The sequence below is a fragment of the Streptantibioticus silvisoli genome, from assembly GCF_027947535.2.
Classification (GTDB): domain Bacteria; phylum Actinomycetota; class Actinomycetes; order Streptomycetales; family Streptomycetaceae; genus Streptantibioticus_C; species Streptantibioticus_C silvisoli.
Map to the genome: position 1 here is coordinate 1 of NZ_JAAGKO020000080.1, position 7,398 is coordinate 7,398.

A 7,398-nucleotide genomic window follows, 5' to 3' on the forward strand; every position below is an offset into this window, starting at 1 on the left:
CATGGCCCGCCGCATCGCCGCCGCCCCCGCCACCGCGGCCGGCCGCCCCGGGGTCCGCCCCCGGCCGCGCCCCCGCCCCCGCCCCCGGGCCTGACCCCGCCCCCGACCCCGAACCCCGCCCGTCCGGACACCCGCCGAGCACGAAACCGGCCGCCCTGGCAGGTTGTTGACGGACTGTCGTACGCGAAACACCTTGCCCCCGTATGATACGTCTCCTAATTTGTTCCCCAAGGAGGTTTTCACCGTGCCCAATCCTTTTGATGACGAGAACGGCCGCTTCCACGTCCTGGTGAACGACGAGAACCAGCACTCCCTGTGGCCGGCCTTCGCCGAGATCCCGGCCGGCTGGACCGCGCGGCTGGACAATGCCAGCCGGGAAGAGGCGCTCGCCTACGTCGAGGAGAACTGGACCGACATGCGTCCGGCCAGTCTCATCGCGGCCATGAATTCCGATTCGCCACAGTGATCACCCCGCCGGAAGCGCGGATTCAGCCCGGCGGTCCGCTGAATTCGTTCGATCTGCTGGATCTTCATGGCTCGCTCGCCTCCCCGGTGAGCGAGTCCATGAATTTCCTCAACGAGGTGGCGCAGCATTATCCGGACGCCATATCCCTCGCGGCCGGCCGGCCGTACGAGGGGTTCTTCGATCTCGACGCGGTGCACCGCCATCTGGAGACCTACCGGGCCCACCTGGTCGCGGAATTCGGCGGGGACACCCAGCGCGCGCTGTGCACGATCCTTCAGTACGGCCGGACCAAGGGCATCATCCACGAACTGGTCGCCCGGCACCTGGCCGTCGACGAGGGCATCACGGCCGACCCGGAGTCGATCGTGGTCACCGTGGGCTGCCAGGAGGCGGTGTACCTGACTCTGCGGGCGCTGCGCGTCACCGACCGGGACGCGCTGCTGGCGGTGGTCCCCAGCTACGTCGGGGCGCACGGCGCGGCCCAGTTGGTGGACATGCCGCTGCTGCCGGTCAAGGACACGCCGCACGGGGTGGACGTGGCCGACCTGGCGGCGGTGGTCCGCGACGCGCGGACCGCCGGGCTGCGGCCGCGGGCGCTGTACGTCATCCCGGACTTCGCCAACCCCAGCGGCGTCAGCATGAGCCGCGAGGCCCGCGAGGAACTGCTGCGGGTGGCGGCGGAGCTGGACATCCTGCTGCTGGAGGACAACCCGTACGGGTTCTTCGGCGCCGAGGGCGAGCCGGCCGTGCCCACGCTGAAGTCGCTGGACCGCGACCGGCGCGTGGTCTACCTGGGCTCGTTCGCCAAGACCGGCATCCCCGGCGCCCGCGTCGGGTACGTGCTGGCCGACCAGCGCGTCGTCCTGCCGGACGGCGGTGGGAGCACCCTCGCCGACCAGCTGGCGAAGATCAAGAGCATGCTGACGGTCAACACCTCGCCCATCGCGCAGGCCGTCATCGGCGGCAAGCTTCTGGAGAACGGTTTCTCCCTGCGGTCCGCCAACACCGCCGAGCGGCGGGTGTACCAGGCCAACCTGCGGCAGGTGCTGGACGGGCTGGCGAGGCGGTTCCCGGCGCACGAGGTCCCGCGGATCATCTGGAACACGCCCACCGGCGGCTTCTTCCTGGTGATGTCCCTGCCCTTCGAGGCCGGGGACGACCTGCTGGAGGTCAGCGCCCGCGAACACGGGGTGCTGTGGACCCCGATGCACCACTTCTACGGCGACGGCCGGCCCCGGCGCACCATCCGGCTGTCCTTCAGCCATCTGCGGCCCGAGGAGATCGAGGCCGGCCTCGACCGGCTCGCCGGCTTCGTCCGCGCGCACGCCTAGACCCAGCGAGCGCGTGACGAGGAGGGTGACGTCCCCCGCTCCGTCCGCGCGCACACGCAGAGCCCCGACCCGAAAGGCGGAGTCCGTGTCCAGCACGCACGTCACCTTGCTCATCAGGAGCAAGCCCCGCATGTGGGGGTGGACCTTCCGATGACCCTCACGATCGCCCCGCCCGCCGCGCTCGCGCACCCCGGAGCGCCCGCCACCGCCCCGGCCGTCGAACTCGACGCCGCCGACCAGGCCCGTATCGTCGCCGTCGGCACCGCGGTACCGCCCGAGTCGTACTCGCAGGCCGAACTCCTCGACATCTTCCGCATCGAGGACCCCCGGATCCGCTCGGTCTTCCTCAACAGCGCCATCGACCGGCGCCACCTGACCCTCCCGCCGACCGGCGCCGACGGCGCCCGGGTGCTGGAGTTACAGGGCGCACTGCTCGCCAAGCACAAGGCCCAGGGCGTCGACATGGGCGTACGGGCCGTGCAGACCGCCCTGAAGAACGCCGGCGCCGCGCTGTCCGACATCGGCTACCTGTGCTGCGTGACGTCGACCGGCTTCCTCACCCCGGGCCTGAGCGCCCTGCTCATCCGCGAACTCGGCATCGACAGGCACTGCTCGCGCCTCGACATCGTCGGCATGGGCTGCAACGCCGGCCTCAACGCGCTGAACGCGGTGGCCGGCTGGGCCAGGGCGCACCCCGGACAGCTCGCCGTCATGGTCTGCGCCGAGGCGTGCTCGGCCGCCTACGTCTTCGACGGCACCATGCGCACCTCCGTCGTCAACAGCCTCTTCGGCGACGGTTCCGCGGCCATCGCGCTGGTCGCCGGGGAGACGGCGGGCAGCGTCCTGCCGGCCGCCACCGGACCGCGGATCGTGAAGTTCGCCAGCTGCATCGTCACCGACGCGCTCGACGCGATGCGCTACGACTGGGACAGCGCGCAGGATCGTTTCAGCTTCTTCCTCGACCCGCAGGTGCCCTACGTGGTCGGCGCGCACGCCGAGCCGGTGGTCGACCGCCTGCTGGCCGGCACCGGGCTGCGCCGTAGCGACATCGCGCACTGGCTGGTGCACTCCGGCGGCAAGAAGGTCGTCGACTCGGTCATGGTCAACCTGGGGCTGACCCGGCACGACGTGCGCCACACCACCGGTGTGCTGCGCGACTTCGGCAACCTGTCCAGTGGCTCCTTCCTCTTCTCCTACGAGCGGCTGCTCCAGGAAGGCGTCGTCCAGCCCGGTGACTACGGGGTGCTGATGACGATGGGACCGGGCTCCACCCTTGAGACGGCGCTGGTGCGCTGGTGACCCCGCGGGTGGCGCCGGCCCGGACCCGGCGCCGCCCGCGGCCTTCGCGCGGACCCGGCGACGACGCATTCCAGCAGCCACCAGCCAGCAGCCACCAGAGAGGCACAGCCCTGTGACCACCAACGCCACCACCCCGAAGAGCGCGCCGGAGCCCGTGCTGCGGATGGACGGCTCCCGGCCGCTGTCCGCCGAGCGCGTCGCCGAACTCAGCGCGTTCTGCGACCGGGTCGAGCAGACCGGCCCGCGCGCCGTCGCCCTGGTCCACGTCACCGGCGCCCCCGGCGCGGCGTGGACCGACGGCCTCGGCGTCCAGCTCGTCAACAAGTGGGAACGCGCCCTGCGCCGCCTGGAGCGGCTCGACGCGGTCACCGTGGCCGTCGCGGACGGCGAGTGCGGCGGCCCGGCGCTGGAGGCGCTGCTGGCCACCGACTACCGGGTGGCCACCGGCACCGTGCGGCTGGTCGTTCCCGTGCACGACCAGGGCGCCTGGCCCGGGATGGCCGTCTACCGGCTGGCCAACCAGGCGGGCCTGGCCGCCACCCGCCGCGCGGTGCTGTTCGGCACCCCGATCACCGCCGCCGAGGCACTGGCCGCCCGGCTGGTCGACGAGGTGGTGGCCGACGCCGGCACCGCCCTGGCCCGCGCCGCGCTGCTCGCCGGGCGCTTCGACGGCCCCGAACTCGCCATCCGGCGCCGCCTGATGCTGGAGGCGACCACCACCAGCTTCGAGGACGCGCTCGGCAGCCACCTGGCCGCCTGCGACCGCATGCTGCGCCGCACCGCCGCCGAGGTGACGGTGTGACCCGTACGCCCCCCGCCCCGTCGGCCGCCGCCCCCGCCCCGCCGGCTGCCGCGTCCGGCCAACCGGTCACGCCGTCCGGTCAACCGGCTGCCGCGTCCGGCCAACCGGCCACCCCGTCCGGCCAACTGCCCGTCGCGCCGGCCCGGCCGATCGCCGCTTCCGGTCAACTGGCCGCCGCGGCAGGTGCGTTGGCCGACACCGCACGGCGTACCGACGACCTGCTGGCCGGCCTGCCGGTGCCCGGTGCGCGGTCCCCCGGGCAGGGCGAGCGGGCGGCCGGTGCCAAGAACACCGCCCGGGCCGCCCGCAGCCGGTTCATGGCGGCCCACGGCGAGGAGGTCTACGACCGGCTCACCGACGGCCGCACCCGGCACCTGCGGCTGCGGGAGCTGGTGGACGCGGCGGCGCGGGAGTTCCCCGGGCTGGTGCCGGACGCGGCGCAGCTGGCCCAGGAGTCCGCCCGGCCCCAGGCCGACAAGGACGGCCGCGAGATCGACCAGGGCATCTTCTTCTCCCGGCTGCTGGGCTCCCCGCTGGCCGGGCCGCACCTGATGGACGCCATGCTGCGGCCCACCGACCGGGCACTGCGGCTGCTGCCGGACTTCCGGCGCACCGGCTTCGCCGACCTCGGCTCGGTGACGCTGGAGCGGCGCGGCAGCGCGGCCCACCTGACGATGTGCCGGCCGGACTGCCTCAACGCCGAGGACAACGAGCAGGTCGAGGCGATGGAAACGGCGGTCGACCTCGCCCTGCTCGACCCGGCGGTCCACGTCGGGCTGCTGCGCGGCGGTGAGATGACGCATCCGCGCTACCGGGGCCGGCGGGTCTTCAGCGCCGGCATCAACCTCAAGAGCCTGCACGCCGGGCGGATCTCGCTGGTCGATTTCCTGCTGCGGCGCGAACTGGGCTACATCGCCAAGCTGATGCGCGGGGTGCTGGTCGACCACGAGACCTCCTGGCAGTCGCGCACCATCGAGAAACCGTGGGTGGCGGCGGTGGACACCTTCGCCATCGGCGGCGGCATGCAGCTGCTGATGGTCTTCGACCGGGTCATCGCCGGCAGCGACGCCTACCTGAGCCTGCCGGCCGCGCAGGAGGGCATCGTGCCGGGCGCCGGCAACTTCCGCCTGGGGCGGCTGGCCGGCGGCCGGATCTCGCGGCAGGTGGTGCTGTGGGGCCGCCGGCTGTGGGCCAGCGAGCCGGACGCCCGCCTGCTGATCGACGAGGTCGTCGACCCCGCCGCGGTCGGCGCCGCCGCCGACGCCGCGCTGGAACGGCTCGACAGCCCCGCGGTCGTCACCAACCGCCGGGTGCTCAACCTCGCCGAGGAGCCCCCGGAGGCCTTCCGCGCCTACCTGGCGGAGTTCTCCCTCCAGCAGGCGCTGCGGCTCTACAGCGAGGACGTCATCGGCAAGGTCGGCCGGTTCAGCGCCGGCTGCGCCGCGCCGCCCGCCTGACGGCCGGAGCCCCGGTGCCGGGGGAGCGCGCGAGGGGCCGGCCGCGACACGGTGTCGCGGCCGGCCCCTCCCGGTGTGCCGGCCGCCGTGGCGCGGCCGGCGCGGGCCTACGAGCGCGGGTTGACGTAGAGCACGCCCGCGGACCAGATGTACTTGGTGCGGCCCCAGGCGGCGACCGAGGCGACGTCGGGGAAGAAGCCGCTGCCGTTGAGGTTGGCGCTGGTGTTGCACAGCACCGGCACCCCGCTGAGCGCCTCGTAGGCGGCCAGTACCCGGGAGGCCGCGCAGTCCACCGACGGGTCGATGGTCTGAAGCCGTGCCGAGCCGTCCAGGTGCACGATGGCCGGGACGCGCTCGGCCCAGCCCGGCCGCATCTGGTGGTCGAAGAGCATGTAGCGGTCCGGCGTGCCGGGGTCGAAGATCTCCGCGGACCGGGAGGTCAGGCACAGCGGGGCCACCGGGCGGTAGCCGGCGCGGTTCTTGATCTCGTTGAGCCGCTTCTTCATCCCCGGGTCGACCGCCGGTGCCAGGATGCTGCGGTTGCCCAGCGCGCGCGGGCCCAGCTCCGCGCGGCCGTCGATCACCACGACCGGCTCGCCCTCGGTGTGCAGCAGCAGCGCCAGCTCCCGCTCGTCGCACGGCCGCGACGTCCAGCCCTGCGGCAGCTCGCCGACCGGGCCGACCCGCGGGCCGCTGTAGACGTCCCACTCCAGCGCGGCCGGCTCGCCGCTGCGGAACAGCTCGCAGGCGGCGGTGCCGATCGCGGCGCCGGAGTCGTTGGGGAACGGCGGGATCCACACGTCGCGGAACAGCCCGCTGTTGCGGATGACGCTGTTCCACTTGATGTTGAGCGCGCAGCCGCCGCCCAGGCACAGGTTGAGCCGCTGGCCCATGAAGCGCTGCTTGACCAGGTCCGTCAGCCGCCGCAGCAGCATCTCGCCCACGTACTCCTGGAAGGTGGCGATGATGTCGGCGTTGGAGCGGCCGGGGAACAGCTGGTCGCGCTCGGCGGCCACCCGGGCGCCCAGTTCGTCGGCGTTCTCCGTGGAGATCGACGTCAGCTCCTCGAAGAGCCGGTCGAAGACGGGGAACGCGTCGCGGTCGCAGGTGCCCAGTGCCGCGTAGGCCATCGCCTTGCCGGCCACCGACAGGTGGTGCGTCTCGTTGTCGCCCTCCGCCGCCGGGTCCGGGCGGAACGGGTCGAAGTACATGCAGAAGTCGGCGAAGATGTTGCCGGTCACCGGGAACAGCGGCGCGACCGGCCGCACCGTGCGGGCCTGCGCGCTCACGTGGTACAGCCGCGGTGAGATCCCGCCGTCCCACACCAGCGCCAGCGAGTCCTCCCCGCGCGCGGCGAACGGGCTGGTGCAGTACGACCCGACCGCGTGGTTGCTGGCGTGGTGGTAGCTGACGTAGCCGGGCGCGTTCGCGGTGAAGTCGTGGGCGGTGAAGGCGTAGCGCTCCAGCGGGTCGAGCGCGCCGACCCCGTCCACGTACGGCGCCACCGGCAGCGTCAGCGGCGCGCCGTTCGCCGTCGTCGACACGCTCGGCGTGCTCGCGCCCTTCTCCGGCCACCAGCCGTCCACCACGAACTGGTCGACGTCGGCCGGGTCCACGCCGTGGTCGCGCAGGATCTCGCAGACCTGTTCGAGGTCGCGCAGCCGGGAGTAGCGCGGGTTGTTGCCGAGCTTCTCGATCTCCACGCTGAGCACGAGGCGGTTCCCGTCGATCAGCGCGACCCCGCCGTCGTGCGAAGCCTTCACGCCAACTATCAGCACTGCGACTGCCTCCTCATGGCGAACGGAATGCGTCGCCGAAAGTCCCGCCAGGGGTAATGGGGAATGCGCGGTTGCGCGCCGAATCCAGGTGCGCAGACACTATGTGCCGAAGGGGGCATTCCGGCGGTGCCGCCGGGGAGGTTGGCAAGTTCTGGTCAGCGCGCGGAAGCGGAATTCCGCGGTCCCCGCCGGGCGGCGCCGGCCGATGGAAATCCGCCGCGCGGGTGCGACAGTTTGTGGACATCTCCCGTCGGCGTGCGCTCCG

Annotated in this window: 6 protein-coding genes; 5 read left to right on the forward strand and 1 reads right to left on the reverse strand. The window is 72.9% G+C overall.

Going from position 1 to position 7,398, the window contains the following annotated elements; translation table 11 throughout:
* The first annotated feature begins 244 nt into the window (after positions 1-244).
* From POF43_RS31840 to dpgC, 5 genes are all read left to right on the forward strand, one after another.
* The gene (locus tag POF43_RS31840) at positions 245-466 is read left to right on the forward strand and encodes an MbtH family protein (RefSeq protein WP_271317845.1); all 222 of its coding nucleotides are present in this window, start codon (positions 245-247) and stop codon (positions 464-466) included.
* Positions 467-564: 98 nt separating this feature from the next.
* Positions 565-1,797 carry an aminotransferase-like domain-containing protein gene (locus POF43_RS31845; RefSeq protein ID WP_271325350.1) on the forward strand — a complete coding sequence of 411 codons (1,233 nt, stop codon included), beginning with the start codon at positions 565-567 and terminating at the stop codon, positions 1,795-1,797.
* Positions 1,798-1,947: 150 nt separating this feature from the next.
* Entirely contained in the window at positions 1,948-3,096 is a 1,149-nt protein-coding gene (gene dpgA, locus POF43_RS31850; RefSeq protein WP_271325348.1) for a 3,5-dihydroxyphenylacetyl-CoA synthase DpgA, read from the forward strand.
* A 112-nt stretch (positions 3,097-3,208) separates the two neighbouring features.
* On the forward strand, positions 3,209-3,898 hold the full coding sequence (gene dpgB / locus POF43_RS31855) for an enoyl-CoA-hydratase DpgB (RefSeq protein ID WP_271325349.1): 690 nt from the start codon (positions 3,209-3,211) through the stop codon (positions 3,896-3,898).
* A gap of 188 nt (positions 3,899-4,086) precedes the next feature.
* A complete protein-coding gene (dpgC, locus tag POF43_RS31860) occupies positions 4,087-5,355 on the forward strand; it encodes a (3,5-dihydroxyphenyl)acetyl-CoA 1,2-dioxygenase DpgC (protein ID WP_282704895.1) in 1,269 nt (422 codons plus the stop codon).
* 107 nt (positions 5,356-5,462) lie between these two features.
* Here dpgC and POF43_RS31865 read toward each other — a convergent pair whose 3' ends face one another.
* Positions 5,463-7,133, reverse strand: coding sequence for a carbamoyltransferase N-terminal domain-containing protein (locus tag POF43_RS31865; protein ID WP_271325321.1), 1,671 nt, complete (start codon positions 7,131-7,133; stop codon positions 5,463-5,465).
* Positions 7,134-7,398 lie beyond the last annotated feature (265 nt).

Coding starts and splice junctions, on each gene's coding strand:
- POF43_RS31845 (WP_271325350.1), top strand. CDS start 565: ATGAATTTCCTCAACGAGGTGGCGCAGCATTATCCGGACGCCATATCC.
- dpgA (WP_271325348.1), top strand. CDS start 1,948: ATGACCCTCACGATCGCCCCGCCCGCCGCGCTCGCGCACCCCGGAGCG.